This is a genomic window from Streptomyces sp. NPDC020884 (assembly GCF_044333935.1).
GTDB lineage: Bacteria > Actinomycetota > Actinomycetes > Streptomycetales > Streptomycetaceae > Streptomyces.
Map to the genome: position 1 here is coordinate 35,593 of NZ_JBIRRY010000015.1, position 24,988 is coordinate 60,580.

The following is a 24,988-nucleotide window of genomic DNA, read 5'->3' on the forward strand; positions in this document are numbered from 1 at the left end:
TCGGAATGATCCCGGGCCCCACGGCTTTTCCGCGGGCCGTGGGGCCCGCCTCAGTCGGTGTCCGTCGCCGCGAGCACCGCGATCCGGCGGCGGTCGGGGGAGAGGGCGGCGATGCCGTAGTCGGTGCAGGCCTCGTTGTGGAACCACTCCGCGTCCGACTCGAAGTGGAACCACGTCGTCCGCCGGGCGTGCTGCTCCACCTCCTCCGCGCTCGCCTCCGCCGGGGCGTCGCTGAGGGCGGCCAGGGACTTCCACGCCCACAGCCGCCCGTACGCGCCGTGCGCCCCGTGGTGGTACATGCCGCCCATCGACGCGGTGGCGAAGAGCAGGTTCCAGATCTCGTCGGCGGGGCGGCGGGCGATCTCGAAGCGGCCCGTGGCGCCGAGCCCCTCGACGCATCCCATCGGCAGGGTCGGCAGCAGTGCGGGGACCCGGCCGGGCTCCACTTCCTCGGCCGTCCGGAAGACCCAGGCCTCCGAGTCCCCCCAGCCGCCTGCCTTCGGCGCGGCGATGATCGTGCTGTGCAGATCGAGAGTGGCCGAGTCCACCAGCGCCGACCGCTCCTTCGTACGGGGTGTCGGCGGGTCGACCCGGCCCTCGGTCGGCAGGGTGACCCCGGCGGAGCGTGCGCTGCCGTTGACCGAGCGGCTGGGGAAGTGGAGCCGGGTCTCCAGCGCGCTGCGGTGCCGTGGCAGCCACGCCAGCGGGTGACCGCCGTACAGCACGCGCGTCCAGTCTCTCGTCTTCACGAACGCGTCCACGTCCACGTCCCGCAGGATCAGCTCGTGGAGGAGGCAGCTGCGCAGCTCGTCCAGGCGGCCCCGCGCGTCGCGCTCGGAGAGCGGGCCGACCAGGTCGGCCGCCTCCCGGTGCTCCGCCAGGAGCGAGGCCACGAAGCGGGGCGCGAGGTCGACCCCCGGGGCTTGATCCCGGGTGAACAGCCGCAGGAGCTGGGTCAGGCTGTCGTGGCCGGTGGTGATGGCCAGGACTCTTACCAGCATGGCCAGTTGGTGCTCGTGCTCGCGCTTCTTGCTGGTGACCGTTTCGATCCGGTCCGTCAGCTCCAACGCCAGGTCGGCCACCTGGCGGGAGTCGCCCTGTGCGGCGCGCTGTTGGGCCGTCTGCCAGGAGAAGCGCCGGGAGTCGTCAGGGGTGTCGTTCACGGTTTCTCACCCTAGGCGCATCACCAGGCGGTTGATGGTCCAGACCTTGACAGGTCCAGACCAATAGGTCTTGGCTGGTGATCCCCATGTCGGCCCGCCGGGGCGCTCGGTGTGCCGCGCCGAAGGAGTGAGCAGCTCTGTATCGCATCGACCGCTTCACGAGGCTCCTGACCGTGCCGGCCGCGCTGGCCGCCCTCGCCGCCGCTCTCGTCACGGCGACCCCCGCCGCGTCGGCCCCCGCCCCCGCCGCCGAGCCCTGCGCGCCGCTCCACAGCGCGTCGGCCGACTACCGCGCCGGGGACACCGTCTCCCACCACGGCCGCAACTGGAGTGCCCGGTGGTGGAACCACGGCCAGAATCCGGGCGCCGGGGCCGCCTGGTCCGACCGGGGTGCCTGTACGGGAGGGGTGTCCGACTTCGTCATCAGCGAGGAGCGGTTCGACGAGATCTTCCCGGACCGCGACCCCTTCTACACGTACCAGGGCCTGATCGACGCGCTGCACGCCTACCCGCGCTTCGCCAACGTCGGTACGCCGGGGACCCGGGCCCGGGAGGCGGCGGCCTTCCTGACGCACGCGGACTTCGAGTCGGTGGGGCTGAAGTACGTCAAGGAGATCAACGAGGCCAACTACTGGCGCAAGTGCGACGACACCCAGCCCTTCGGCTGCCCGGCGGGGCGTGAGGCGTACTACGGGCGCGGCCCGATCATGTTCAGCTGGAACTTCAACTACAAGGCCGCCGGGGACGCCCTCGGGCTCGACCTGCTGAACGACCCCTGGCTGGTCGAGCGGGATCCGTCCGTCGCCTGGGCCACCGCCCTTTGGTACTGGAACACCCAGAACGGCCCCGGCATCATGACCTCGCACGACGCGATGGTCGGCGGTGCGGGCTTCGGCGAGACGATCCGTTCGCTCAACGGGGCCCTGGAGTGCGACGGCGGCAACCCGGCCTCGGTCGCGGCGCGGGTGGAGCGGTACGAGCGCATCACCGGCATCGTCGGAGTGGCCCCGGGGTCCGGGCTCACCTGCTGAGCCTGCGTGGGCGCGTCCGCCGGGTGGCCGGAACCGTCCGCATGCTGGGCGGGCCGGAAGATTTTACCTTCGGGCCCGCCCCGGTCCGCGAGTGATCCGGATGGACTCCTTCCGGAATAGGGGCTGTTGAGGGCCCTCTTGACGCGACCGCCCCGGGCGGCCCTGGCCGGCGCCGGTGGGACCTGTGCCTTTTCCGAGGATGGTCTAGACCTTGACAGGTCCAGACCATCCTCGCTTGAGTGTCGGGCACCCCCACGGCGGCGCACGGCCGGACGTCGCGCCGCGTCTAAGGAGTGTGATCACGTGATTCGACGTGTCATGGCCCTGCTGGTCGCGCTCGGCGCGATCGTCGCGGCGCTCGTCGTCCTCCCCGCCGCCACCGCGCAGGCCGCCACCTGCGCCACGGCCTGGAACTCCTCATCGGTCTACACCGGAGGCGGCACCGCCTCCCACAACGGCCGCAACTACACCGCCAAGTGGTGGACCCAGAACGAGACGCCGGGCAGCTCCGACGTCTGGGCCGACAACGGCGCCTGCGGCGGCGGCGGCGAGGACCCGGGCCAGAGCAACGGGTTCGTCGTCAGCGAGGCCCAGTTCAACCAGATGTTCCCGAACCGGAACTCCTTCTACACCTACCAGGGCCTGACCGACGCCCTGAGCGCCTACCCGGCCTTCGCCAACACCGGCAGCGACGAGATCAAGAAGCGGGAGGCCGCTGCCTTCCTCGCCAACGTCAGCCACGAGACCGGCGGGCTGGTGTACATCAAGGAAGTCAACGAGGCGAACTACCCGCACTACTGCGACGCGAGCCAGCCCTACGGCTGCCCGGCCGGCCAGTCCGCGTACTACGGCAAGGGCCCCATCCAGCTGAGCTGGAACTTCAACTACAAGGCGGCCGGTGACGCGCTCGGCATCGACCTGCTGAACAACCCGTACCTGGTCGAGCAGAACGCCGCCATCGCCTGGAAGACCGGCCTCTGGTACTGGAACACCCAGTCCGGCCCCGGCACCATGACCGGCCACAACGCCATCGTCAACGGCGCCGGCTTCGGTGAGACCATCCGTTCCATCAACGGCTCGATCGAGTGCAACGGCGGCAACCCGGCGCAGGTCCAGAGCCGGATCGACAAGTTCACCGCCTTCACCCAGGTCCTCGGCACCACCACCGGCTCGAACCTGAGCTGCTGATCCCCGGTCCTCACGAGGACCTCTGATCCCCACCCGAACGGGGGGTGCGTCCGGCTCACGCCGGGCCCGCCCCCCGTTTCGGCGCTCACCCCAACTGCGGCTTCACCGACATCAGCAGGTGCCGGTGGGCGTCCGTGCCCGCCTCGTCCGTGATCATCGCGCGCTGTCCGGCCCCCAGCAGCAGGAGCCGCAGGGACGGCCCCCCGAAGGAGGCCAGGGCGTCCGCCAGATACCCGGGGTTGAAGGCCACGGTCAGCTCCTCGGCCCCCTCCAGGGCGGCCGGCAGCCGCTGGGACGCCACATCGTCCTCGTAACCCGCCCGGAGCAGTACGGAGGCGTCGGCGCGGGAGAACGTCATCTGCACCGGGCTGTCCCCGTCGGCGACGACGGAGACCCGCTTGACCGCCTCCGTCAGCCGGACCCGGTCCACCACCGCGACGGCCGGGTCCGCCATCGCGAAGAGCTTCTCGTGGCGCGGCAGCCGGCCCTCCAGCAGCCGCACGGTGGTCCGCATCCCGGCGTGCTCGAAGCCGGCCGAACCGGCGTCCAGGGCGACGCTCACCAGCCCGGACCGGCCCAGCGAGCGGGCGATCTCGGTGAGCCGGCGGGCGGAGACGATGACGTCGGCCGGCTCGCCGGGGGCGGTCGCCTGCCACGGGACGGTCCGTACGGCGAAGCGGTACCGGTCGGTCGCGGCGAGCGTCATCGTGTCGCCGTCCAGCCCCAGCCGGATCCCGGTGAGCGCGGGCAGGGTGTCGTCGCGCCCCGCGGCCACCGCCACATCGGCCACGGCCGCCGCGAAGAGCTCCGCGTCCACCGCGCCCCGCAGCCGCGGGAGCGGGGGCAGCGCCGGATAGTCGTCCAGCGGCAGCACCGAGAGGCCGAACCGGGCCCCGTCGCCCGACACCGTGAACCGCGAGCCCTCCACCGCGCACTCCACGGGCCCGTCCGGCAGCACCTTGCAGATGTCCAGCAGCCGCCGCCCCATGACGAGGACCCTCCCGGGCCGCAGCACCTCGGCGTCCACGTCGATGCGCGCCGACGCCTCGTAGTCGAGCCCGGAGATCCGCAGCGGGCCGCCCTCGCCCCCGGTGTCCAGCAGCAGCCCGCCCAGCACGGGAACGGGCGACCGCACGGGCAGCACCCGGGCCGCCCAGGACACGGCGTCCGTCAGGGCACTGCGTTCGATGCGGAACTCCATGGGGCGCCTTTCCTCGAAAGCCGGAAGCCGGAAGCCGGAAGCCGGAAGCCGGAGACCGGAGACCAGAAGCCGGAGACCGACTCCTGCGAACGACGTTAGAAGGCACCACTGACAATCGGCCCCGGGCAGAGCGCGGGGCGGAGCCGGGGCGGATCCGGCGCGGGGAAGGACGGGAGCGGCGACAGCGACCACCCCCGTGAGCCGCTGCCGCCGTGTTCCCGCGGTTCCGTGTCCCGGCGTTCCCCCGTCGTCCTCGACGTGCCGGGACACGTTCGGACGATAGAACGGAGGGTAGGGAGACCGGGAGATTCAATACGCCCAGTGGGGCGGCCACGGGGGTATCGGTCCGCACAGTCGGGCGGGCGGTCCACCGGCACCGCGTCCGTGTCCTGGGCAGAAAACGGGGAACGGGTGCGAGCACGGGAGCGTGCGGACGATCTTCTGCAGATGCACCGGCTGGCCCGCACGGGCGGAACGGCCGAGCTGCTGCGCTGGCTGGCCGGGCGGGCGGACGGCTGGGCCGGGCTCGTCGGGCCGGACGGGACGGTGCTGCACGCGGCGGCCCGTACGGCGCGGGCGGTGATCCCCGATGTCGCGGGGCTGGTCGCCGAGGGAGCCGGGCTGGTCGCCGAGGGGGCGAGCGCCCCGACGGAGCGCGGCGCGCGGGCGTACTCCCTCGACACCGGCGCGCACACCGCCCTGCTGTTCCCGCTGAGCGTCGAGGACCGGGCCGCCCCCGTCCTCACCGTCGTCACCCCCCGGCCCGTGGCCGCCGGGCTCGCGACGCTGCTGGCCGACGTGGTCATGCCGCTGTCCCTGTGCCGGCAGGCCGAGACCCTGGAGCGCAAGCGCCGCCGGGTGGATCTCGCCGAGTCCCGGGGCCGCGAGGCGGTGCTGCACCTGCTGATGACGGGCCAGCTCTCCATCGCCCAGCAGGTCGCCGGCGCCCTGCGCCCCCGGCTTCCCGATCCGGTGCGGGTGTGCGTCGTGGAGTGCTCCGGCGGCGGGCGCGACGAGGTGGCCCGGGTCTGCGTGGACGCGGACGGGGGCCGGTCCTGGATCGTGCGGTGCCCCGTCTACGCCCGCCACCTCATCCTCGTGATGCCCGCGGTGATGCCCGGGGAGGGGCAGCGGCCGGAGGAGGCCGTCCCGACCGACGAGGCCGTCGCGGCCCGGGTGGGCGACTGCGTGGTGGGCGTCAGCGAACCCGTGCCGCTGGCCGACACCGCGACGGGCTACCGCCAGGCCTTCCACGCCCTGGCCGTCGCCCGCGAACTGCCCGCCCGGCATGCCCGGTTCGGGGTCTCGGAGGATCCGGCGCTCGTCGTGGGACCGGCCGGCCGGCAGTGGGCGAACGCCCTGCTGACCCCGCTCCTGACCCATGTGCCGCGCCGCGCGCAGGACCCCGGGAGCCAGGAGCTGGCGGCCACGGCCGCCTCCTGGCTGGCGTTCTCGTCGCACGCGACCGACCATCTCAAGGTGCACCGCAACACCCTCGCCGCCCGGCTGAAGCTCATCGGCGAGCTGCTCGGCCTCGACCTGCACCGGCTCGCCGACCAGGCCGCGCTCGACCTGGCGCTGCGCGTCCGCGCCACCCCCGCCCCGGCCTGCACCCCCGAACCCGCCCCGTACGTCCTGGGATCCGGCGCGCCGCAGGAGGCGCGGGACCTCGACGAGATCCTCCGCCGCCCCGCCGTACGCGACTGGGCCGAACAGCAACTGGCCGCCGTCCTGGGCGCCGAGGAGACCCTGCGCACCTGGCTGCGCTGCGAGGGCCGCCTCGGGCCCGCCGCCGCCGAGCTGGGCATCTCCGTGCCCGGCGCCCGCAAGCGCCTCACCCGACTCGAATCGGTCCTCCAGCGCTCGCTGCTCCGGCCCCCGAGCGCCCGCTACGACCTGTGGCTGGCGCTGCGCTCCCGCGACCTGGGGGCGGGCGGCTGAGGGCTGTCCCGTCGTCCCCGGCGGGCCGCGGGCACCGCCCCCCTCCGCACCACCCTGGAGAGGGGCGCGGAGGCGGTCACTCACCGCAGCACCACGAGCCGCCCTTCCGCCCCTGCGCCAGCTCGCGCCCGAGCGGGGTCAGGGCGTGCACCACTTCGCCGCCCCTGCGCGTACTGGTGATGAGCTTCGTCTTGCGCAGCACCGTCGCATGCTTGCTCGCGCTCCCGATCGACACCCCGATCCGCCGCGCCAGTTCGCCCGTCGCGCACGGCGAGGCCAGCGCGCACAACGCCCTGGCCCGGGTCCGCCCCAGCAGTTCCGGCAGGCCCTTGAGGGTGTCCGCGCATCCGGCGCGACGGCTCGCGGGGTAGACCAGGACCGGCGGGAGGTCGGGGTCGATGAGGGTGACGGGACGCCCCGTGCAGAAGAAGGACGGGACCAGCGAGATGCCTCGGCCGCGCAGGTGCAGATCGCCGTTGCGCGGATAGTCGGCGACCAGCATCGGCGGCTCCCAGCGGATCGACGGCGACAGCGTGCTCAGCAGCTGTTCGGCTCCGCCTCCCAGCACGATCCGGCTGTGGTGGGCGCGGTCGGTGTGCACCACAGCGTCGATCAGGTGCAGTTGTGGGGCCAGGAGTTCGCGGAAGTACGTGGCGACCGCGCCGTCGAGCTCCTGCCGGGCGGCGCGGTCGCCTGCCGCGAGCTGCCGGAGCCACGGCGGCGGCGTGCGCTGCCGGAAGCAGGCGGCGAGATCGGCGTGGAGGCGGCCCGCCGGTGTGGCGAGAACGAGGTCGCGGGCGACCTCCAGCCCGCCCCGGTGCGGTGGGGTGAGGAAGTCCGGGAAGTCCCCCCGGGCCGGCACCAGCGTGGTGAGCAGCCGGATCGGGCCTCTGAGGTCGCTTCTGGCCAGCCGTTTTCGTACGTGCCGCAGCCACGGCGCATACGTGGAGGCGGGCTGCCGGACTTGCAGGGTGTGCAGGCTGTTGACGAGCTCCCACATGGGGTCGGGACGCGGAACGACGGTGATGCGTGCCAAGTCGTCTGCAGTGAAATGGATACGGAGTGCCATAGATCCCCCGAATGAACGGATCCGTTTTCCGTGTGCTGAAAACCCTTGGACCCGTCTTCACGGGCATCCCCATCATCGGAGTAGCTCGTAAACGAGCGGTAAACGACCGAGAGAACGACCTGAAGGGGGAATAGGCGCATGCGCCAGATTCGGAGCACCATCACGCGAACAGCCATGGCAGCCACCGCGCTCGCCACCGGAGCCGTGCTCACGCTGGGGGGATCGGCCAACGCGGCGGAGGCGGCAGCCACCCACGGCTGCCCGTCCGGTTACGTCTGCCTGTACCCGAAGGCGAGCTGGAACGGCGACAAGCCGAGCCACAAGTTCTACAAGTACGGGACCTACAAGATCTACAACCAGTACGGCACGAAGCGCTGGTTCAACAACCAGACCGGCAACGCCAAGGCGTACCGGTGCAAGGGGGCCAACGGCACCAACTGCGGGGGAAACCAGAAGGCCGGGACGTACTACGACTACAACTTCACGCCGATCAATTCCGTGAAGCTGGCGAAGTGACGGACTCGCACCTTCGGTGAAGGGCCTCCTGGCGTGATCACCACGCCGGGAGGCCCGACGGCGGCGGGGTCAGCAGACGCCGAAGTCGCGCCAGCCGTGCTTGTACTGAGGCCAGTTGGCCTTGTCGGACCAGTCGTCGAGCTCGTCGCGCATGGTGATCCGGTCGTTCTCGCCCCGGAGTCCCGTGGAGTGGCCGACGACGCCGTCGCCCTCCGACTGGAACAGGTGGAGCTCCGAGCGGCCGTCGCGGTCCCGGTCGGTGGCGCGCAGCCCGTACACGACGGTCGTGGACGTCACGTCGACCGTGCCGGTCCGCCGGCCGCGCAGATCCCGGGCGAGCGGCCCGTAGTGCACCTCGTGCGTCACCATGTTGTGGATCGGGTCGTCGCCCTGGTGCGCCTGGCTGTAGAAGAGGGCCAGGTCCAGATAGCCGTCGCCGTCGAAGTCGCCGAAGGCTCCCTTGGTGACCATGTCCTCCTTCGACCAGCTGCGCAGCTTCTGCCAGAACCCGCGCGCGGCACCGGGGTCGACGGTGGTGCGGTCGTCGCCATCCTCGAAGACCACGTGGCTGGAGCCGTTGCGCCGAGGATCGCGGACCAGGTCCAGGCGCCCGTCCGCGTCCACGTCGGCGCGCAGGGTCGTGTCGGCGACCGCGCAGATCGCCAGGGGAGCGTGGTCGCCCGGCTGCGGACTGCCGCCCCACAGGAACCACGCGCCGACGGAGCCGATGACGAGAGCGGCTCCGGCGACGACGACGATCCTTCGGATGCCGGTCAGCCCGGCCAGCCGAGGAAGGCCGACCAGGCGTCCGGCGCGACGGCGAAGGCGGGACCGTCGAGCACCTTGGAGTCACGGACGTGGACGGAGTGGGGGCAGGTGGCAACCTCGATGCAGTTGCCGCCGCTGTCGCTGCTGTACGTGGACTTGTGCCAGTCGAAGGCGACCTCGATGCACTCGCCGCCGCCCGCATTGCTGTAGCTCGACTTGAACCATCGGAGGGTGCTGCTCATTCTGTCACTCCTGCCAACCGCTTGATGAGGTCCAGCGATTCACGAGGACCCAGGGCCTGTGACCGGATCTTCGCATAGCGTTGAGCGTACGTGCTCACCTTTGCCGGGTCACTGATCAGCAGGCTTTCGTCCTGGGCCTCGAGGTAGACGAGATGTTCGTGTGCCGGGGTCTCCACCAAGGTCATTTGACCGTGACCGGCCGCGTACTCCCCATACTTCCCGGCATCCAGCGGCAGCACCAGCAGCGTGACATTGCGGCGTCGGGCGCACTCCACGAGATGGAGCAACTGCTCCCGCATGACCTCCTCGCCGCCGATGACGCGGCGCAGGACGGCCTCGTCGATGATGATCTCGATCATCGGGAGCGGGTTCCGGTCGAAGAGGGCCGTGCGCTCCATCCGCAGCTGGACCAGCTCATCCACCCGCTGGTCGGAGAGCGGCGGGTATCCACCGCCGATCAGCGCCCGCGCGTAGGCCTCCGTCTGGAAGAGCCCGTGGATGACGTTGGTGACGAACAGCTGGAGGCTGATCGCGGCCTCCTCCAGCAGCGCGTAGTCCTGGAACTGCTGAGGAAGCCGCTCCATCCGCATGTACCGCCGGGCCGTCACAAAGATGCCGGTGTCGTTGCCCAGGACCCGTTCCAGCTCGACCAGCATGGCGTCGCTGGCGGGCTGCGCGCAGGTCTCCATCGCGCTCACTGCGGCCGCCGAATAGCCGATCTCGTGGCCCAGCTGTTCCTGGGTCCAGCCGCGCTGGATACGCAGCGTCCGGGCCACCTCGGCCACCATGAGGGCCATCGGGCTCGCGGTTTCCTTGTTTTCAGCACTCGCCATTACGCGCTCTCTTTTCGACTCAACCGAACTCAACCGGTCACTACTCCAAGCCGCTGAACTCAACTCCACTCCAGCGGAGTTCGTGCAGGTCAACGACTGTCCGACGCACCTCGGCAGGTAGAGATAACGCTAGGTGATCCGGGTCACAATCGTCCCGTGAACGCACTTAATGGTGGACTGAGGGCCGAGTGGATTCCGGACTCCGGATTCCAACTCCGCAAGGCGGGCGTGCAATTCGACGCGGTCCGCGTGGACGGTGACGACGGGCGGCGACTGGCCGACCTGATGGAGGAGTTGGTCGGGGGCGAACCGGGCCCGGTCGTCACCGAGTCGAACGGGCGGCGCGGGGTGTATTTCCTCGTCCCGGCGGGATCGACGGCCGGGCGGCCGTGGCCGGGCGGGGTGACGACGTTCAACGGGGCGACGGGCCGGATCAGTTACGTACCCGTACCGGCGCTCGGGGGCGACACCTGGCCGCTGATGTGGCGGTACCGGCCCACGTCCGCGGGACGCTTCGTACACACGTTGATCCTGTTCAACGCGGCGTACGCGCTCCTGAGTTGATCGGTCGCGCTCCGTCAGGGTCCCGGCGGCGGGGACGGCTGGGCCGCCGCCGGGGGCGGTGCGGTGATCCGGCCGATCGCCTCGACCGTGAGGGCGCGCTCGTGGGGCTCGGTCTCCAGGGCGCGGTGGATGGACAGGCCCTCGATGAGCGCGTCGAGCTGACGGGCGGTGGCCGGGTCGAAGTGCCACTCCAGGGCGCGGCGGCTGCGGCCCATCCAGGTGCGGGTGAGCTCGCGGTAGGCGGGCCGGCGGGCGGCGAGGGTGTAGAGCTCGTGGGTGAGGATCAGCTCGCGCTGGTTGCCGCCGGAGAGGTGGTGGACGAGGTCGGCGACGGCCTCGCGCGCCTCGTCGGGGGTGCTCGCCGCGCCGAGGCGGTCCTCGAAGACGGCGACGATCGTGCCGGAGAAGCGGGTGAACGCCTCGTGCAGCAGCTCGTCCATGCCGGAGAAGTGGTACGTCATCGAGCCGAGCGGCACGCCCGCGCGGGCGGCGACCTTGCGGTGCGAGACGCCCGCGACGCCCTCGTCGACGATGAGGTCCAGCGCCGCGTCGATGATGCGGTCCCGCCGCTCGGGGTCGGTGCGCCCTGTCGCCATGCGTCGCCTCCTCGGCCGGCTCGGTCCTCCTCGCAGCATAGAGCGCGGGGGGCGGGCGCCGGTCAGTCGATGAGGTTGCCGAGCGAGACGTAGAGCTGCACCTTGCCGTTGGCCTCGCGCACACCGACGCAGAGGGGCCGCCGGTCGAGCAGCCAGCCGTTCGCCCGGCAGGTCTCGTGCGGGCGGTCGAGCCTGCGGACGATCTCGGCGGCGGTGAGCCCGTCCCGGCTGCCGACGGTCACCGAGCGGGCGCAGCTCGACGACCCGCAGCCGGAGCCCTCGGACACCACGGTGAGGCCGGGCGGCAGCTCGGGCACGTCTTCGGCGGACGGGACGGACGCCTCGCCGGCGAGCAGGAAGGCGAGCAGGGAGCCCGCCAGGGTCAGGGCGAACTGGGTGCCCAGCACGCCGACGGACGTACTGCGGCGGCGTTCCCACGTCTCGGGCGCGGGCCCTGCCTGTGCGCGCTCCAGCCGTACGCCGACGATGACGAGGAGCGGCGTGAGAACGGCGAAGAGGAGGTGGCCGTCGGCCCGGGGGATCGCGGTGACCCCGCCGTGCTGGACGGCGACCAGCAGCGCCCCGGCGGCGAACAGGGCGGCCCCGACGGCGATGCCCGCGCCCCGGGTGCGGGCGATGCGGGTCCAGACGATGAGCGGTACGGCGGCGAAGAGGAGTCCCAGCAGCGTCCACAGGAGGAAGCCGGTGGTGACGGAGGGAGACAGCACGGACCACACGGAGGCTCCTCGGACCGGGGCGGTGACGGCGGCGACGGTACGGGCCCGGGGACGCGCGAGGCGGCCGGATGGTTCCGGGCGGCGGCTGCGGGCGGGGCGTCCGGGCGGGGGTCAGCCGAAGGTGCGGCGGTAGGTCCGGGGGCTGACGCCGGTGGTCCTGCGGAACCGGTCGCGGAAGGCGGTGGGCGAGCCGAATCCGACCTGGGCGCCGATCCGTTCGACGGAGTGGTCGGTGGTCTCCAGCAGATGCTGGGCCTGGCGTACGCGCGCCCGGTGGAGCCACTGAAGCGGGGTGGTGCCGGTCTGTTCGCGGAAGCGGCGCATCAGGGTCCGGGTACTGGTGCCGGAGCGGGCCGCGATGTCGGCGAGGGTGAGCTCGGCGGCCAGGTTGTCCCGCAGCCAGGACAGGAGCGGTTCGAGGGTGTGGCCCTGCGGGGTGGGCGCGTGGTCGTGGACGATGAACTGCGCCTGCCCGCCCTCGCGTTCCAGGGGCATTACGGAGAGCCGGGCCGCATCGGCGGCGACGGCGGAGCCGTAGTCGCGGCGGATCATGTGCAGGCACAGGTCCAGTCCGGCGGCGGCCCCGGCGGAGGTGAGGATCCGGCCGTTGTCGACGTACAGGACGTCCGGGTCGACCTCGATGTCCGGGTGGGTGGCGGCCAGCAGGTCGGCGGCGATCCAGTGGGTGGTGGCGCGGAGCCCGTCCAGGAGGCCGGTGGCCGCCAGCGGGAAGGTGCCGGAACAGATGGAGGCGATGCGGGTGCCGTCCCGGGCGGCGGCCCGCAGCGCGTCGCGGACGGCGGGGGAGAGCGGGGCGGTGGGGGCGGCGGTGCCGGGCACGATGACCGTGTCGGCGCCGACGATCCCGTCGAGCCCCCAGGGCGCCCGCAGGGTGAAGGCGCCCGCGTCGATCTCGGGCCGCTCGGCGCAGACGCGGATCTGGTAGCCGGGCCGGCCGTCCGGGAGGCGGGTGCGGGTGAAGACCTCGATCGGCGTGGACAGGTCGAAGGGGATCACCTGGTCCAGCGCGAGGACGGCGACGGTATGCATGGCCAGAAGGTACCGCTCCACGGTGCGTGATCGGGTGTTGGTGCGCCCGGTGTCCGGTCGCTGAGCTGGGAGAACAGGCGTCGCTGCGGGTCTGGCGCTATCCCGTTGAAAGGTGTCACTCCTGCCACTGGGAGGCGGCGGGGCGGCCGCATAGCGTCGGGAGCGTCCTGGATCGCACCGGGACGTTCCCGCCCGGGTCGGTCCGGGACCGTCATGCCCGGGGCGCACCCGGACTGTCACGCCCGGCTCGGTCCGGGACCGTCATGCCCGGGGCGCACCCGGACCGTCACGCCCGGCCTGCTCCGGGACCGTCATGACTGGAGGGACCTGCCATGCACGCCCAGATCGTCCTGTTCGACGGCTTCGACCCGCTCGACGTCGTCGCCCCCTTCGAGGTGCTGCACGCCGGAGGCACGGCCACCGGCGGCGCGGTGACCGTCGAGCTGGTCTCCGCCGAGGGCCCGCGCGAGGTGGTCAGCGGCACGGGGGGACTGACGCTGCGTGCCACGGCGGCCCTCGACCCCACGCGGGCGGACCTGGTCCTGGTGCCCGGGGCCTCGGGCCGGGTCGGCGACCCGGGAAAGGCCCCCGGCGGTGAGGGTCTTGGCGGTGAGGGAGAGGGCCTCGGCGGTGACGCGGAGGGCGACGGTGGCGACGCGGAGGGCGGCGCGACCATCCCCGTGCTGCTGGCCCGCACGCTGGCGACCGGGCTGCCCGATCTGCTGCGGGCGGCGCTGGACGACCCCTCGGTGACGGTCGCGACGGTGTGCGGCGGCTCGCTGGTGCCGGCCCTGGCCGGGCTGCTGGAGGGCCGCCACGCCACCACGCACCACCTCGGCCTCGACCTGCTCGACGCCACCGGCGTCCACGCGGTGCGCGCCCGGGTCGTCGACGACGGCGACCTCGTCACCGGAGCGGGCGTCACCTCAGGACTCGACCTGGCCCTGTACCTGCTGGAGCGCGAGGCAGGTCCGCGGATCGCCCATGCCGTCGAGGAGATGTTCGCTTACGAACGCCGTGGCACGGTCTGGCGCGCCCGGGGGCCGGTACCGGCCGCGTTCTGAACCCGCCCCCTCCCCGTACACCGAACGAAGGAAGAACACGCATGTCCACCGAAGAAACCGTCGCGGGAACCTGGGACCTGACCATCGTCACACCCGTCGGCCGTATCGCGGCGGTGATCGAACTACGGTACGACGAAGGGGTGTTGACCGGCACGGCCCGGGGTGCGGGGGAGGAGGTGCCGCTCGAGGCGCTCGCGCTCACCGGTGACCGGCTCACCTGGAGGCAGGCCGTCACCCGGCCGATGCGCCTGAACCTGGCCTTCGACGTGACCGTCACCGGCGACACCCTCGCGGGCTCCTCCCGGGCCGGGCGGCTCCCGGCCTCCCGGGTCAGCGGCCGGCGGCGTACCGGCGGGGCGGCGGAGGAGGCTCCGGGATCCGGGCCGTGACGCGCGCCGGCCGTGACGCGCGCCGGCCGTGACGCGCGCCGGTCGTGACGTGCACCGCCCGTGACGTGCGCCGGTCGCGGCCCGACCTCGGTGGCCTGAGGTGTGTACGAACGTACGCCTGGAGCGTACGATCGTACGCTCGACCCCACCTCCCACTCTCTCCCGTCTGCCGAGGCGCTGTTCTGATGAAGTCCCTGCCGGTCATGGACGCCCGCACCCGCCGCTGGCGCGCCGCGCTCTTCCTCTTCATGCTCGCCACCGGGGTGAGCATGGCGTCCTGGGTGGCCAGGACCCCCGCCGTGCGGGACGCCCTGGACGTGACCACCGGATCGATGGGCCTCGTCCTGTTCGGGCTGTCCGTCGGATCGATGGCCGGCGTGCTGGCCTCCGGCGGTCTGGTGCGCAAGCACGGCGGGCGGCCGGTGATCGCCGTCGGGGCGGGGCTGCTGGTGGCCGGGCTGCTGGTGATCGCCGGGGGTGCGGCGCTGGAGGCGTCGGCCGGAGTGTTCGGCGGACTGGCCCTGTTCGGGGCCGGGATGGGTCTGGCGGAGGTGGCGTTCAACATCGAGGGCGCGGCCGTCGAGCGGACCCTGGGCCGCCCGGTCCTGCCGGTGCTGCACGGCTGCTTCAGTCTGGGGACCGTGGTCGGCGCGCTGCTCGGGATGGGGCTGACGGCGGTCCGGTTCCCGGTGGGCTGGCACCTGGCGGCGGTCTCGGTCGCCGTCGCGGCGGCCGGGGTCTGGACCGTACGCGCGGTTCCTGCGGGTACGGGGCGCGAGGAGGCGGACGCCGGTGGCGGCGGGCAGCGGACCGGCGGACTGCGCGCGCAGGTGGAGGTCTGGCGGGACCGGCGGCTGGTGCTGATCGGCCTGATCGTGCTGGCCATGGCCTTCGCGGAGGGCTCGGCCAATGACTGGCTGCCGCTGCTGATGGTGGACGGCCACGGGACGAGCGCGACGGCCGGTTCGCTGACGTTCATGCTGTTCGCGGTGGCGATGACGACGGGCCGGTTCGCGGGCGGGCCGCTGCTGGTGCGCTTCGGCCCGGCGGCCGTGGTCCGGGCCAGCGCGCTGGTGGCGGCGGCCGGCGTGGCGCTGGTGGTCTTCTCCTCCAGTGCGCTGCTCGCCGGTGCGGCGGTCGTGCTGTGGGGGCTCGGGGCCTCCCTGGGCTTCCCGGTCACCATCTCGGCGGCCGGTGAGGGGGCGAAGGACGCCTCGGCCCGGGTCGCGGCGGTCTCGACGGCGGGCTATGCGGCGTTCCTGGTCGGCCCGCCCTCGCTGGGCTTCCTGGCCGACCACGTGGGGCTGCGGAACGCGATGGTGGTGGTGCTCGTGCTGCTGGGCGGCGCGGCGCTGATCACCCGGGCGCTGCGGACGCCGGAGGGGAAGGGGTCCGGGTCCGGGGCGGCTGCCGCGGAGGAGGAGCGGCCGTCCGCTCAGTCGGACCTGGTGTAGATCAGGCTCTCGCCCGTCCCGGAGATGGACCGGCGCAGGCTGCCGTCCTGGAGCAGGGTCAGCTCGGTGGGCTTGCCGGGCGAGCAGGAGGAGGCCGGGCGGCCGGAGGCCACCGTGGAGGGGCCGATGCGGACCGGGCCGTCCGCGGCGGGCTTGCCGGAGAGGGGGGCGGTGAACTCGCAGTGGTACGTGGAGCCGGAGGCGAGGGGCCCCTCGGCGGTGAGGGCGAGGACCGGGTCGCCCACGCCTCCCTGCCGGATGGTCAACGTCCGTGAGGACGCGCCCTGTTCGCCGGGTATGGAGCCGGACCAGGTCCCCAGGAAGTCCTCGGGGACGGCCTTGTCCTCGCCCTGCTGCCCGCCGTCGGCCCCGGCGGAGCCCGACGGGCCGGGGGAGGCGGTCTTCCCCGTGGCGTCGCTGTTCATGAACGCGTACACCGATCCGCCCGCCCCTATCGCCACGACCACGGCGACGGCGATGAGCGCGACGGTGGCCCCGGCGGAGCGGCGCTCCCGGGCGGGCGGAGGCGGTACGGGGGCGAAGTAGGCCGGGGGGAGGGGCTGTTCGGCGGCCGGGCCGTAGGGGGAGTGGGGCCGCGCATAGGAGGAGTGGTGCTGCGCGTGCGGGTGGGGGGAGTGGTGCTGCGTGTGCGGGTGGGGGTGCGGTGGGGCGGGGGCCGGGGCCGGGGGTATCGGGGCGGCGGGCCGTATCGGGCTCTGCGGCGGCTTCGGTCCCGCCGGGGCGGCCTGCGCGCTCCGGGGGGCCTGCGGGCCGTGCGCGGCTTCCGGGCCGCGCGGGTCCTCCGGGTCCTCCGCGTCCAGCAACCCCACGGCATGGCGGCCGAGTTGGGCGATGAGGGTGCCGGGCAGCCAGGGTTCGTCCGCCTCCGCCTCGCCCAGGCGCGCCAGGATCTCGCCCGTGCCGGGGCGGGCCTCCGGGGCCTTCGCCAGGCAGTCCCGGACGACGCCCGCCAGCTCCTCCGGAAGCCCGGCCAGGTCCGGGTCCTCCTGCGCGATCCGGAACATCAGGGCATGGACCCCGCCGCTCTCGGCCGTGCCGAACGGCAGCCGGCCCGAAGCGGCGTACGCGAGGACGGCTCCGAGGCAGAACACATCGCAGGCGGTGGTCACCCGCTCGCCGCGGACCTGCTCCGGGGCCATGAAGCCCGGCGAGCCGACCAGGGCCCCGGTGCGGGTCAGATCGCCGTCGGGCACGGACTCCAGGGCGCGGGCGATGCCGAAGTCGATGACCCGGGGGCCGTCGATGGTCATCAGGACGTTGGAGGGCTTCAGGTCCCGGTGGATGAGCCCGGCCCCGTGGATGTGCTGGAGGGCGTGGGCGAGCCCGGCCCCCAGGAACCGTACGGAACGCAACGGCAGCGGACCGTACGCCCCCGAGGCCGCGACCGGCGCGCCGGGGCGGCCCGAGACGATGCGCTGGAGGGAGGGCCCGGCGACGTAACCGGTGGCGACCCAGGGGACGGGGGCCTCGGTGTCGGAGTCCAGCACCGGTGCGGTCCAGGCGCCGCCGACCCGGTGCGCGGCCCGCACCTCCTGGCGGAAGCGGGCGCGGAACTCGGGCTGTTCGGCGAGTTCGCGGCGGACGAGCTTGAGGGCGACGGTGCGGCCGCGGTCGGAGCGGGCGAGGAAGACCTGGCCCATGCCGCCCTCGCCTAGGCGGCCGAGAAGACGGTACGCACCTATGCGGTGCGGGTCGTCGGGCCCGAGCTTGTCCATGGTGCGCATCCTCCCCCGTCCGGCCCGCACGAGGATAACGCCGCCCGAGGGTCCCACACCCTCCAGCCTGCCCGGCACCCCTTTCAGCCTGTCCGGCGTTTGAGGACGGAACCCTTGATCGGACGTGTCGGGTGCACGCAACAGGGGCCTTGCCCGGAGCAACCACGTCGTTATGCCGAGGCCCGACACCGCCAGGCTTCCGTCCTCAAACGCCGGACGGGCTGGGGGTGGCCGAGGTCCGACATCCGCAGGCTTCCGTCCTCAAACGCCGGACGGGCTGGGTGGGCCGGACGGGCTGGGTGGGCCGAGGCCCGACGTCCTCAAGCGCCGGACGGGCTGGAAGGTGTGCCGGACGGGCTGGAGTTGGCCCGGTCCGGAGCGGTCAGCTTTTCCATCGCCCCCGACAAGCGCTCCAGCACCCCCACCGCCTCCGCCAACCCCACCTCCCCCAACTCCCCCGCCAACCGCGCCGCGAACTCCGCGTGGGACGGGTTGATCCGGGACACCGCCTCGCGCCCCGCCTCCGTCGGAAGGAGCAGCTTCGCGCGGCGGTGGGCCGGGTTCTCCGCGTACTCCGCGAGCCCCCGCTCGACCAGCAGGTCCGCGATCCGCTGCACGCTCTGCCGGGTGATCCCCATCGCCCGTGCGATCCCCGCCACCGGCAACGGCTCCGGCAGCACCGCCCCCAGCACCTGCCACCACGCCGCCGTGAGACCGCCCGGCCGCGCCAGTTCATCGGCCACCCCGAGGAACTGCCCGTTCAGCCGGAACACCGTCAACGCCGTCCGGCTCAGCAGATCCTGCCGCGACCGGACACCCTCCGCATCGGCCACCGCGCCGCCCTCCGCACCGCCCACCGCACCCGTGCCGTCACTCACCCTGCAGCACCTCGTACGCGCTCGCGTCCGAGTCGTGGAACAGCCGGTACCACGCGTCCAGCTTCTCCGGCCCGTACACCCCGAGCAGCGCGAAGACCTCCCGCGCGAAGGCCTCCGGTTCCGTCGGTCCGGCCGTGATCAGCCCGCCGTCGGTGACCGCGTCCGTCTCGACGTACCGCGAGCCGCCCGCGTACCCCGTCGCCGTGAGGTAGAAGGAGACCGCGCTCGTGTGCGCCCGGCTGTCCAGCAGCCCTTCCCTGGCCAGCCCGGCCGTCGCCCCGCAGATCGCCGCGACCGGCACCCCCGCGTCCAGGAAGCCCCGGGCCGCCCGCGCGAAGGGGGCGAGCCCGTCCCCGGAGTCCCACGCGGCCGCCCCGGTCAGGATGAGCAACGCGCTGTCCTGGGGCTGTAGTTCGTCCAGGGCCAGGTCCGGCTGGACGCGCAGGCCGCCCATGGTCGTGACCGGCTCCCGGGAGGGCCCCACGGTCCGCACGGTGTAGCCGTTCTGCGCGAGATGGGCGGTGGTGTGCCCGGTCTCCCAGTCGGCGAAGGTGTCGTACACGGCGAGATGCACGGTCCTGCCGCCGGTGCCGCCGGTGCTGCCGTTGGTCGTGCTGCCGGTCCTGGTGCTGGTCATGATGACCTCCTCGACTCGATGACAGAAGGCTGTCATGTCGACAGTGTGCTGTCAAGGCGAGCCGGGTGCCGGACCCGACACCCTGCCGACCCATCCGCCCCAGTCCGTACAAGGTGGCCATGGAGGCGGCCCCCGGCAGCGCCTACGCTCGCCGCATGACCCCTCATGCCCCTCATGCCCCGTACGCCGACCCCGCGGCCGGTGCGGCCGTGAAGGCCGCGGACCGCGCGCACGTGTTCCACTCCTGGTCCGCCCAGGGCCTCATCGACCCGCTCGCCGTCGCCGGCGCCGAGGGGTCCTACTTCTGGGACTACGACGGCAACCGCTACCTGGACTTCACCAGCGGGCTCGTCTACACCAACATCGGCTACCAGCACCCCACCGTGATCGCCGCGATCCAGGAGCAGGCGGGCAAACTCGTCACCTTCGCGCCCGCGTTCGCCGTCGAGGCGCGCTCCGAGGCCGCACGCCTCATCGCCGAGCGCGCCCCGGGCGACCTGGACAAGATCTTCTTCACCAACGGCGGGGCCGAGGCCGTCGAGAACGCCATCCGCATGGCCCGGCTGCACACCGGGCGTCCGAAGGTGCTCTCCGCCTACCGCTCGTACCACGGCGGCACCTCCACCGCGATCAACCTCACCGGGGACCCGCGCCGCTGGCCCTCCGACAACGGCTCGGCGGGCGTCGTCCGCTTCTGGGCCCCGTTCCTCTACCGGTCCCCGTTCCACGCGGCGACCGAGGCCGAGGAGTGTGCCCGCGCGCTCCAGCACCTGGAGGACACGCTCGCCTTCGAGGGCCCGTCCACCATCGCGGCGATCATCCTGGAGACGATTCCGGGCACGGCCGGCATCATGACGCCGCCGCCGGGCTATCTCGCCGGTGTCCGCGAGATCTGCGACCGGTACGGGATCGTGTTCGTGCTCGACGAGGTGATGGCCGGGTTCGGCCGCACCGGCGCCTGGTTCGCCGCCGACCACTTCGACGTCGTGCCGGACCTGCTGACCTTCGCCAAGGGCGTCAACTCCGGTTACGTACCGCTCGGCGGCGTCGCCATCAGCGCCGAGATCGCCGCCACCTTCGAGACCCGCCCCTACCCCGGCGGCCTCACCTACTCCGGGCACCCGCTGGCCTGTGCCGCGGCGGTCGCCACCATCGGCGTGATGGAGGACGAGAAGGTCGTCGAGCACGCGGCCCGCATCGGCGAGACCGTCCTCGGCCCCGGCCTGCGCGAACTCGCCGAACGCCACCCCTCGGTCGGCGAGGTCCGCGGCCTCGGGGCGTTCTGGGCGCTGGAGCTGGTCCGCGACCGGGAGACCCGCGAGCCGCTCGTCCCGTACAACGCCTCGGGCGAGGCCAACGCCCCGATGGCGGCGTTCGGCGCGGCGGCGAAGAAGCAGGGGCTGTGGCCGTTCATCAACATGAACCGGACCCACGCCGTCCCCGCCTGCAACGTCTCCGAGGCCGAGGCCAAGGAAGGGCTCGCGGCCCTGGACGTCGCGCTCTCTGTCGCCGACTCCTACACGGTGCAGGGCGCGTAACGCCGCTCGCTGTGCGCGGCGCGGGGCGCGTGACGCCACTCCCGGTGCGCGGCGCGAGGTGCGTGATGCCGCGCTCCGTACCCGGTGCGGGGCGCGTGTCGCCGCGCCCCGCACGTACCCCGGGTAACCGGATGCGCCGCTTCCTTGCGTGAACGACCCCGTGAGCCTCCCCGCCGTGCCCGGAATCGGGCACGGCGGCGGCCCTGGCCTAAAGTGACCCGAGCCAGGAGTGACCTCCGCCGGAAGCGGCCGGTGAACGGGGGCGAACGGGAGGGGCCGGCATGCGTTCGAGCGGAGGCGTGACGCGCAACACCCTGCGCCAGCAGATCGCCGACGCGCTGCGTGACGAGGTGCTCGCAGGGCGTCTTCCGCCGGGCCGGGAGTTCACCGTCAAGCAGATCGCCGAACAGTACGGGGTCTCCGCGACGCCTGTCCGCGAGGCGCTCTTCGACCTCTCCGCACAGGGGCTGCTCGCCTCCGACCAGCACCGCGGCTTCCAGGTACGCGAGTTCACCGTCGGCGACTACCGCGCGATGATCGGGGCCCGCGCCCTCGTCGTCGAGGGCCTCTTCCGCAACCCCGCCGAGCGGGTCGCCGTCCGGCCCGAGGGGCTCGCCTCGATCCGCCGACGGGCCGCGGAGGTGGTCCGCGCGGCGAAGGGCGGCGACCTCGACGTACTGATCGGGTACGACCTGCGGTTCTGGCGGGAGCTGGGGCAGTTCGTCGTCAACCCCTACCTCGCCCACTTTCTCACCAGACTCCGCGTCCAGGCCTGGGTGTTCGCCGTGCACCGGCTGCGCCGCGACGGCATGGACGAGAACGTGCTGTGGTTCGGCCACGAGGAACTGGTCGAGGCCATCGCCTGCGGCGACCTCCCGCAGGTCGAGGCCGCCATGGACTCCTATTACGCGCACGGGCTCGCCTGGGCGGACCGGCTGGAGGCGCGGGAGACCGCGGGGGACGTCCCGGGGTCGGCGGAGTCCCCGGAGCCACCGGAGCCACCGGGGCACTGTGCGTGAGGTTCGCCCCGCATTACGCTGTCCCGACGATCGCCCGAACCCGTCTGAAAGCGAGACTTCGTGGCCTGTGACCTGTGGCTGGTCCCCCTCGTCGATGTGCTGTGCCACAGCGCCGACAATCCGTTCGCCGAAGAGATCGCCGTCTACGACAAGGCGCTGAACGACGCCGGGCTGCCGCCCGTCCCCGTCTACGCGTACATGCCGGGCCTCACCGGGGACGTCGCCCCCGTGGCCGGTTTCGACTACGACGCCCTGCACTTCCTGCGCCGCGCCTACCTGCTCCAGCTGAGCGGCCTGGCCGTCACCCCCGTCGCCGGTCTCGACGGCGACTACGAGCAGCTCCTGGAGATGTTCGAGCAGGGCGCGCAGCAGTCGCACCTGGTCTGGCACTACGACCACGCCGGGGCGTACGTCCCGGTGGACTTCCCGGCCCCGCTCTCCGACGACGCGCTCCTGGCGGGCGGCGGCCCGCTGGGCTCCTCGCACGGGCTGCTGCGGGAGCTGGAGTTCGTCGCCCCGTCCCTGGGCATCGACCCGGCCAACCCGCCGGCCGCCCCGCAACCCCCCTCCGGCCCCACCACCCTGGAGGAGCCGGCGAGCCCGATCCCCTACGACGACAGCCCGTTCGCCCGGGAACGCCACGTCTGGCTCGGCCTCCACGCGGCGGCGACCCGCAGCCTGGCCCAGGGCTCAATGATCATCTTCAGCTGACCAGAACCCCCACCCGCGCGGACCGGGCCCACCTCTCAGCCCGTCCGGCGATTGAGGACCGGGGGTCCGGGGGCAGCGCCCCCGAAAGCGTCGGGGCGGGCGCCCCCGCCCCCCCCCCCCCCCCCCCCCCCCCCCCCCCCCCCCCCCCCCCCCCCCCCCCCCCCCCCCCCCCCCCCCCCCCCCCCCCCCCCACGCCCGCACCGCCCCCCCGGGGGGGCCCCCCCCCGGGGGGGGGGGGGGGGCGCCCCCCCCCCCCCCCCGCCCGGGGGGGGGGGGGGGGGGGGGGGGGGGGGGGGGCCCCCCCCCCCCCAAAGCGTCACCCCGTACCCCCGTACCCCCCCGGCCCCCTCCACCCGCACCCGCACCCCGCCGCCCAGGCGGCCCCTCACCGAGGCGGCGACTCCGGCGGCCGCTGCCGCGGCATGTTCGGCCGGGCCGCCACCGACGGCATCGAGAACCGCCCCGGCACCGCCCCCGACTCGCCACGCCCCCCGGCGCCCCCCGCCGCCAGGGCCTGCATGCCCATCGGCGCGGGCCCCGCCCGGAACTCCACCATCCAGTCCGCGGTCTCCGACCGCACCAAGTCGGTGACGTCCTCGGAGAACCTCCGCAGCACCCCCAGACATCGCTCGGCCGCCTCGCTGGCCGTGCCCTCGGTCGGCCCGAGCATCTCCCGTACGCACTCCGAGGCCCAGTCGAACTGGAGCACCTGGAGCCGCCGCTGCACGGCCTGGGCCGTGGCGAGGTTCCTTATCCAGCCGGAGGTGAGGCCGAAGTAGCGGTCGCAGGCCATGCAGGCGGCCCCCAGCAGCAGCGACAGATACCCCCACCCCGCCGAGCCGCTCAGCGCGCCCGTCAGGTCGAGCAGCGGCAGGGCGGCCCCGGCGACCACCCCGGCGGCGGTGCCCATCCGCAGGGCTCTGGCGGCCCGCCGCTTCCAGATCCGGTCGTTCAGATACCAGTCGGCGGTTTCCAGGGCGCCGGTCTCGACCCAGCGGTAGAGCTCGTCGAGCCGCTCGGCCGGCTCGCCCCAGTCGCCGAGGGGGAACGGGCGCCCGGTCAGATCGCGCCCCCCGGCCCGCCCTCCGGCACGGCCCCCGGCCCGCCCTCCGGCACGGCCCCCGGCCCGGCCTCCTGGCCCGGCTGCGGGGCCGGAGGCGGAATGCTCAGCTCCGTTCTCACCGGATCCCGCGTCGGACTCCTTGCGGGGCGGCCCCTCGGGCTGCATCTCCGGCTGACTCACCGGGGCACTCCTCTGCACTCTGACGGACGGGACGGACGCGTAGGGCCTCCCGGAACCGGACCCGACCGGCCCGGAGGGGGCGGGGCGGTCCGCACGACCGACGATCCCCGCGGGGTAACTCTGCGTCACCGCACATGCACGCTCGTGTGCCGATGTGCATGCCCTTCCTACCGCCGAATGGTGGGCCGTGGGGTCGAAATCGCGGGATTCCCGCCTGCGCAGGGCCGCTGGTCAGGTATAGGAGCACTCACGCCGGTTCCGAGATCTCACTCGAAAGAGTTGGTCCCCGGTGGGTGGAGCGCGGTGACCGGGGAGCACGTAGGCTCGGCTTACCGAAACATTTGTCGTCGAAATGCCTGGAGTGACCGTGATTCCCGGTGGTGGCCAGCCCAATATGCAGCAGTTGCTCCAGCAGGCCCAGAAGATGCAGCAGGATCTCGCGGCGGCCCAGGAGGAACTGGCCAGGACCGAGGTCGAGGGACAGGCGGGTGGCGGTCTCGTGAAGGCCACCGTGACCGGTTCCGGCGAGCTCCGTGCCCTGGTGATCGACCCGAAGGCGGTGGACCCGGAGGACACCGAGACGCTCGCCGACCTCGTCGTCGCGGCCGTCCAGGCGGCCAACGAGAACGCGCAGACGCTCCAGCAGGAGAAGCTCGGCCCGCTGGCTCAGGGGCTGGGCGGCGGGGGCGGCATCCCCGGCCTGCCGTTCTGACCTGACCGTCCCACAGGCAGGCCCACGGGGCCTACTGGTACCGACCCGTACCCACTACGGTACGGAGCAGGAAGCAAGGAAAGGCGTTCCGTTGTACGAAGGCGTTGTTCAGGACCTCATCGACGAACTGGGCAGGCTGCCCGGCGTCGGTCCCAAGAGCGCGCAGCGGATCGCCTTCCACATCCTGCAGGCCGAGCCCACGGACGTCCGCCGGCTCGCCCACGCGCTCCTGGAGGTCAAGGACAAGGTCCGGTTCTGCGCCGTGTGCGGCAATGTCGCGCAGCAGGAGCAGTGCGGGATCTGCCGGGACGCGCGCCGCGACCGGAGCGTCATCTGCGTGGTCGAGGAGCCCAAGGACGTCGTGGCGATCGAGCGGACGCGCGAGTTCCGGGGCCGCTACCACGTTCTCGGCGGGGCGATCAGCCCCATCGAGGGCGTCGGCCCGGACGACCTGCGCATCCGCGAGCTGCTGGCGCGGCTCGCGGACGGCTCCATCACGGAGCTGATCCTTGCGACCGACCCCAATCTGGAGGGCGAGGCCACCGCGACGTACCTGGCGCGGATGGTCAAGCCGATGGGCCTCCGGGTGACCCGGCTGGCCAGCGGTCTGCCGGTCGGCGGCGACCTGGAGTACGCCGACGAGGTCACCCTGGGACGCGCCTTCGAGGGGAGGCGGCTGCTGGATGTCTGACGCCACCGCCGTACCCC

General features: G+C 73.1%; 26 protein-coding genes. 13 read left to right on the forward strand and 13 right to left on the reverse strand.

Going from position 1 to position 24,988, the window contains the following annotated elements:
* Positions 1-50 precede the first annotated feature (50 nt).
* Positions 51-1,163: a DUF6183 family protein gene (locus ACH4UK_RS35250; RefSeq protein ID WP_398363084.1), complete on the reverse strand. Its 1,113-nt coding sequence runs from the start codon at positions 1,161-1,163 to the stop codon at positions 51-53.
* Positions 1,164-1,348: 185 nt separating this feature from the next.
* Here ACH4UK_RS35250 and ACH4UK_RS35255 point away from each other — a divergent pair, with 185 nt between their 5' ends.
* Entirely contained in the window at positions 1,349-2,194 is an 846-nt protein-coding gene (locus ACH4UK_RS35255) for a glycoside hydrolase family 19 protein (protein ID WP_398363262.1), read from the forward strand.
* 303 nt (positions 2,195-2,497) lie between these two features.
* Positions 2,498-3,382: a glycoside hydrolase family 19 protein gene (locus ACH4UK_RS35260; protein WP_398363086.1), complete on the forward strand. Its 885-nt coding sequence runs from the start codon at positions 2,498-2,500 to the stop codon at positions 3,380-3,382.
* 85 nt (positions 3,383-3,467) lie between these two features.
* Here the strand turns inward: ACH4UK_RS35260 and dnaN are convergent, their stop codons facing one another.
* Positions 3,468-4,583, reverse strand: a complete 1,116-nt coding sequence (dnaN, locus tag ACH4UK_RS35265) for a DNA polymerase III subunit beta (protein ID WP_398363087.1) — start codon at positions 4,581-4,583, stop codon at positions 3,468-3,470.
* 447 nt (positions 4,584-5,030) lie between these two features.
* Between dnaN and ACH4UK_RS35270 the strand changes: the two genes are divergently transcribed.
* On the forward strand, positions 5,031-6,524 hold the full coding sequence (locus ACH4UK_RS35270; RefSeq protein ID WP_398363088.1) for a helix-turn-helix domain-containing protein: 1,494 nt from the start codon (positions 5,031-5,033) through the stop codon (positions 6,522-6,524).
* 76 nt (positions 6,525-6,600) lie between these two features.
* On the opposite strand, the gene ACH4UK_RS35275 is transcribed toward ACH4UK_RS35270, so the two are convergent.
* Positions 6,601-7,560: an ArsR/SmtB family transcription factor gene (locus ACH4UK_RS35275; RefSeq protein WP_398363090.1), complete on the reverse strand. Its 960-nt coding sequence runs from the start codon at positions 7,558-7,560 to the stop codon at positions 6,601-6,603.
* A gap of 207 nt (positions 7,561-7,767) precedes the next feature.
* Between ACH4UK_RS35275 and ACH4UK_RS35280 the strand changes: the two genes are divergently transcribed.
* Positions 7,768-8,109 (forward strand): hypothetical protein, encoded by a 342-nt coding sequence (locus ACH4UK_RS35280; protein WP_398363092.1) that lies wholly within the window; start codon positions 7,768-7,770, stop codon positions 8,107-8,109.
* Between the two features lie 69 nt (positions 8,110-8,178).
* On the opposite strand, the gene ACH4UK_RS35285 is transcribed toward ACH4UK_RS35280, so the two are convergent.
* The 3 genes from ACH4UK_RS35285 to ACH4UK_RS35295 all read right to left on the reverse strand — a co-directional run bounded on the left by ACH4UK_RS35285 (position 8,179) and on the right by ACH4UK_RS35295 (position 9,952).
* Positions 8,179-8,733, reverse strand: coding sequence for a hypothetical protein (locus tag ACH4UK_RS35285; RefSeq protein WP_398363093.1), 555 nt, complete (start codon positions 8,731-8,733; stop codon positions 8,179-8,181).
* A 149-nt stretch (positions 8,734-8,882) separates the two neighbouring features.
* Positions 8,883-9,119, reverse strand: coding sequence for a DUF397 domain-containing protein (locus ACH4UK_RS35290; RefSeq protein ID WP_398363095.1), 237 nt, complete (start codon positions 9,117-9,119; stop codon positions 8,883-8,885).
* Complete coding sequence (locus ACH4UK_RS35295; RefSeq protein ID WP_398363096.1) at positions 9,116-9,952, reverse strand: Scr1 family TA system antitoxin-like transcriptional regulator; 837 nt, start codon at positions 9,950-9,952, stop codon at positions 9,116-9,118. Before ACH4UK_RS35295 ends, ACH4UK_RS35290 begins: the two co-directional genes overlap by 4 nt.
* A 156-nt stretch (positions 9,953-10,108) precedes the next feature.
* On the opposite strand from ACH4UK_RS35295, the gene ACH4UK_RS35300 reads away from it, so the two are divergent.
* Positions 10,109-10,516: a hypothetical protein gene (locus ACH4UK_RS35300; RefSeq protein WP_398363098.1), complete on the forward strand. Its 408-nt coding sequence runs from the start codon at positions 10,109-10,111 to the stop codon at positions 10,514-10,516.
* Positions 10,517-10,530: 14 nt separating this feature from the next.
* Here the strand turns inward: ACH4UK_RS35300 and ACH4UK_RS35305 are convergent, their stop codons facing one another.
* The 3 genes from ACH4UK_RS35305 to ACH4UK_RS35315 form a co-directional block, all read right to left on the reverse strand.
* Complete coding sequence (locus ACH4UK_RS35305; protein WP_398363100.1) at positions 10,531-11,112, reverse strand: TetR/AcrR family transcriptional regulator; 582 nt, start codon at positions 11,110-11,112, stop codon at positions 10,531-10,533.
* Between the two features lie 62 nt (positions 11,113-11,174).
* A complete protein-coding gene (locus ACH4UK_RS35310; RefSeq protein ID WP_398363102.1) occupies positions 11,175-11,840 on the reverse strand; it encodes an MFS transporter in 666 nt (221 codons plus the stop codon).
* Between the two features lie 120 nt (positions 11,841-11,960).
* Complete coding sequence (locus ACH4UK_RS35315) at positions 11,961-12,899, reverse strand: GlxA family transcriptional regulator (protein WP_398363104.1); 939 nt, start codon at positions 12,897-12,899, stop codon at positions 11,961-11,963.
* A gap of 332 nt (positions 12,900-13,231) precedes the next feature.
* Between ACH4UK_RS35315 and ACH4UK_RS35320 the strand changes: the two genes are divergently transcribed.
* The 3 genes from ACH4UK_RS35320 (at position 13,232) to ACH4UK_RS35330 (ending at position 15,806) form a co-directional block, all read left to right on the forward strand.
* A complete protein-coding gene (locus ACH4UK_RS35320) occupies positions 13,232-13,963 on the forward strand; it encodes a DJ-1/PfpI family protein (RefSeq protein WP_398363105.1) in 732 nt (243 codons plus the stop codon).
* Between the two features lie 41 nt (positions 13,964-14,004).
* Entirely contained in the window at positions 14,005-14,352 is a 348-nt protein-coding gene (locus ACH4UK_RS35325; protein WP_398363107.1) for a hypothetical protein, read from the forward strand.
* Positions 14,353-14,537: 185 nt separating this feature from the next.
* Positions 14,538-15,806: an MFS transporter gene (locus ACH4UK_RS35330; protein WP_398363108.1), complete on the forward strand. Its 1,269-nt coding sequence runs from the start codon at positions 14,538-14,540 to the stop codon at positions 15,804-15,806.
* On the opposite strand, the gene ACH4UK_RS35335 is transcribed toward ACH4UK_RS35330, so the two are convergent.
* From ACH4UK_RS35335 to ACH4UK_RS35345, 3 genes are all read right to left on the reverse strand, one after another.
* Positions 15,788-17,542: a protein kinase gene (locus tag ACH4UK_RS35335; RefSeq protein WP_398363110.1), complete on the reverse strand. Its 1,755-nt coding sequence runs from the start codon at positions 17,540-17,542 to the stop codon at positions 15,788-15,790. The genes ACH4UK_RS35330 and ACH4UK_RS35335 overlap by 19 nt on opposite strands.
* Before the next feature lie 320 nt (positions 17,543-17,862).
* The gene (locus ACH4UK_RS35340; protein ID WP_398363263.1) at positions 17,863-18,375 is read right to left on the reverse strand and encodes a MarR family winged helix-turn-helix transcriptional regulator; all 513 of its coding nucleotides are present in this window, start codon (positions 18,373-18,375) and stop codon (positions 17,863-17,865) included.
* Positions 18,376-18,412: 37 nt separating this feature from the next.
* Complete coding sequence (locus ACH4UK_RS35345; protein ID WP_398363112.1) at positions 18,413-19,057, reverse strand: DJ-1/PfpI family protein; 645 nt, start codon at positions 19,055-19,057, stop codon at positions 18,413-18,415.
* A 155-nt stretch (positions 19,058-19,212) separates the two neighbouring features.
* Here ACH4UK_RS35345 and ACH4UK_RS35350 point away from each other — a divergent pair, with 155 nt between their 5' ends.
* The 3 genes from ACH4UK_RS35350 to ACH4UK_RS35360 all read left to right on the forward strand — a co-directional run bounded on the left by ACH4UK_RS35350 (position 19,213) and on the right by ACH4UK_RS35360 (position 22,325).
* Positions 19,213-20,595, forward strand: a complete 1,383-nt coding sequence (locus ACH4UK_RS35350) for an aspartate aminotransferase family protein (protein ID WP_398363114.1) — start codon at positions 19,213-19,215, stop codon at positions 20,593-20,595.
* 281 nt (positions 20,596-20,876) lie between these two features.
* Positions 20,877-21,614, forward strand: a complete 738-nt coding sequence (locus ACH4UK_RS35355) for a GntR family transcriptional regulator (protein WP_398363116.1) — start codon at positions 20,877-20,879, stop codon at positions 21,612-21,614.
* A gap of 60 nt (positions 21,615-21,674) precedes the next feature.
* Complete coding sequence (locus tag ACH4UK_RS35360) at positions 21,675-22,325, forward strand: hypothetical protein (protein WP_398363118.1); 651 nt, start codon at positions 21,675-21,677, stop codon at positions 22,323-22,325.
* A 385-nt stretch (positions 22,326-22,710) separates the two neighbouring features.
* Here ACH4UK_RS35360 and ACH4UK_RS35365 read toward each other — a convergent pair whose 3' ends face one another.
* The gene (locus tag ACH4UK_RS35365; protein ID WP_398363120.1) at positions 22,711-23,568 is read right to left on the reverse strand and encodes an SLATT domain-containing protein; all 858 of its coding nucleotides are present in this window, start codon (positions 23,566-23,568) and stop codon (positions 22,711-22,713) included.
* Between the two features lie 367 nt (positions 23,569-23,935).
* Here ACH4UK_RS35365 and ACH4UK_RS35370 point away from each other — a divergent pair, with 367 nt between their 5' ends.
* Together ACH4UK_RS35370 and recR are read left to right on the forward strand one after the other, a co-directional pair.
* Positions 23,936-24,280 carry a YbaB/EbfC family nucleoid-associated protein gene (locus ACH4UK_RS35370; protein WP_383066120.1) on the forward strand — a complete coding sequence of 115 codons (345 nt, stop codon included), beginning with the start codon at positions 23,936-23,938 and terminating at the stop codon, positions 24,278-24,280.
* Between the two features lie 91 nt (positions 24,281-24,371).
* Positions 24,372-24,971 (forward strand): recombination mediator RecR, encoded by a 600-nt coding sequence (gene recR / locus ACH4UK_RS35375; RefSeq protein WP_398363122.1) that lies wholly within the window; start codon positions 24,372-24,374, stop codon positions 24,969-24,971.
* Positions 24,972-24,988: the final 17 nt, after the last annotated feature.

Excerpts from the sequence above, each read along its gene's own strand:
- dnaN (WP_398363087.1), bottom strand. The coding sequence starts at position 4,583 with ATGGAGTTCCGCATCGAACGCAGTGCCCTGACGGACGCCGTGTCCTGG.
- ACH4UK_RS35305 (WP_398363100.1), bottom strand. The coding sequence starts at position 11,112 with ATGGCGACAGGGCGCACCGACCCCGAGCGGCGGGACCGCATCATCGAC.
- ACH4UK_RS35330 (WP_398363108.1), top strand. The coding sequence starts at position 14,538 with ATGAAGTCCCTGCCGGTCATGGACGCCCGCACCCGCCGCTGGCGCGCC.
- ACH4UK_RS35270 (WP_398363088.1), top strand. The coding sequence starts at position 5,031 with ATGCACCGGCTGGCCCGCACGGGCGGAACGGCCGAGCTGCTGCGCTGG.
- ACH4UK_RS35315 (WP_398363104.1), bottom strand. The coding sequence starts at position 12,899 with ATGCATACCGTCGCCGTCCTCGCGCTGGACCAGGTGATCCCCTTCGAC.
- ACH4UK_RS35335 (WP_398363110.1), bottom strand. The coding sequence starts at position 17,542 with ATGGACAAGCTCGGGCCCGACGACCCGCACCGCATAGGTGCGTACCGT.
- ACH4UK_RS35350 (WP_398363114.1), top strand. The coding sequence starts at position 19,213 with ATGACCCCTCATGCCCCTCATGCCCCGTACGCCGACCCCGCGGCCGGT.
- ACH4UK_RS35320 (WP_398363105.1), top strand. The coding sequence starts at position 13,232 with ATGCACGCCCAGATCGTCCTGTTCGACGGCTTCGACCCGCTCGACGTC.
- ACH4UK_RS35355 (WP_398363116.1), top strand. The coding sequence starts at position 20,877 with ATGCGTTCGAGCGGAGGCGTGACGCGCAACACCCTGCGCCAGCAGATC.
- ACH4UK_RS35295 (WP_398363096.1), bottom strand. The coding sequence starts at position 9,952 with ATGGCGAGTGCTGAAAACAAGGAAACCGCGAGCCCGATGGCCCTCATG.
- ACH4UK_RS35345 (WP_398363112.1), bottom strand. The coding sequence starts at position 19,057 with ATGACCAGCACCAGGACCGGCAGCACGACCAACGGCAGCACCGGCGGC.
- ACH4UK_RS35290 (WP_398363095.1), bottom strand. The coding sequence starts at position 9,119 with ATGAGCAGCACCCTCCGATGGTTCAAGTCGAGCTACAGCAATGCGGGC.
- ACH4UK_RS35280 (WP_398363092.1), top strand. The coding sequence starts at position 7,768 with ATGGCAGCCACCGCGCTCGCCACCGGAGCCGTGCTCACGCTGGGGGGA.
- ACH4UK_RS35325 (WP_398363107.1), top strand. The coding sequence starts at position 14,005 with ATGTCCACCGAAGAAACCGTCGCGGGAACCTGGGACCTGACCATCGTC.